The following is a 256-nucleotide window of genomic DNA, read 5'->3' as shown; positions in this document are numbered from 1 at the left end:
ATGGCATGGCCCTCGGCCGGCAGCGGCGGGCCGGGGGGCAGTTCGACCTCGACCGGCGCGGGCGCGTCCTGCGCCTGCCTGGCCTGCCAGCGGTCCAGCCAGGAGAACAGGAACGGATTGGCGATGATCGACAGCAGCGAGCCGGCCAGGATCAGGTCGCGGCCGGTCTCCGGCAGGATCGCCAGGCCCACGCCGAGCCCTGCGAGGATGAAGGAGAATTCGCCGATCTGCGCCAGGCTGACCGAGATCGTCAGCG

The 256-nt window shown here is 71.5% G+C and carries 1 pseudogene; it reads right to left on the bottom strand.

Annotated features, from left to right (window positions below):
• Nucleotides 1-256: pseudogene (locus SB822_RS58820) on the bottom strand (sodium:proton antiporter); the annotation flags it as partial.

This window comes from Paraburkholderia sp. SIMBA_054, from assembly GCF_046534875.1.
In the GTDB taxonomy this organism is placed as follows: domain Bacteria; phylum Pseudomonadota; class Gammaproteobacteria; order Burkholderiales; family Burkholderiaceae; genus Paraburkholderia; species Paraburkholderia hospita.
Note: the sequence above shows the minus strand (reverse complement) of the source record. Positions and strands in the feature narration are given on the sequence as shown.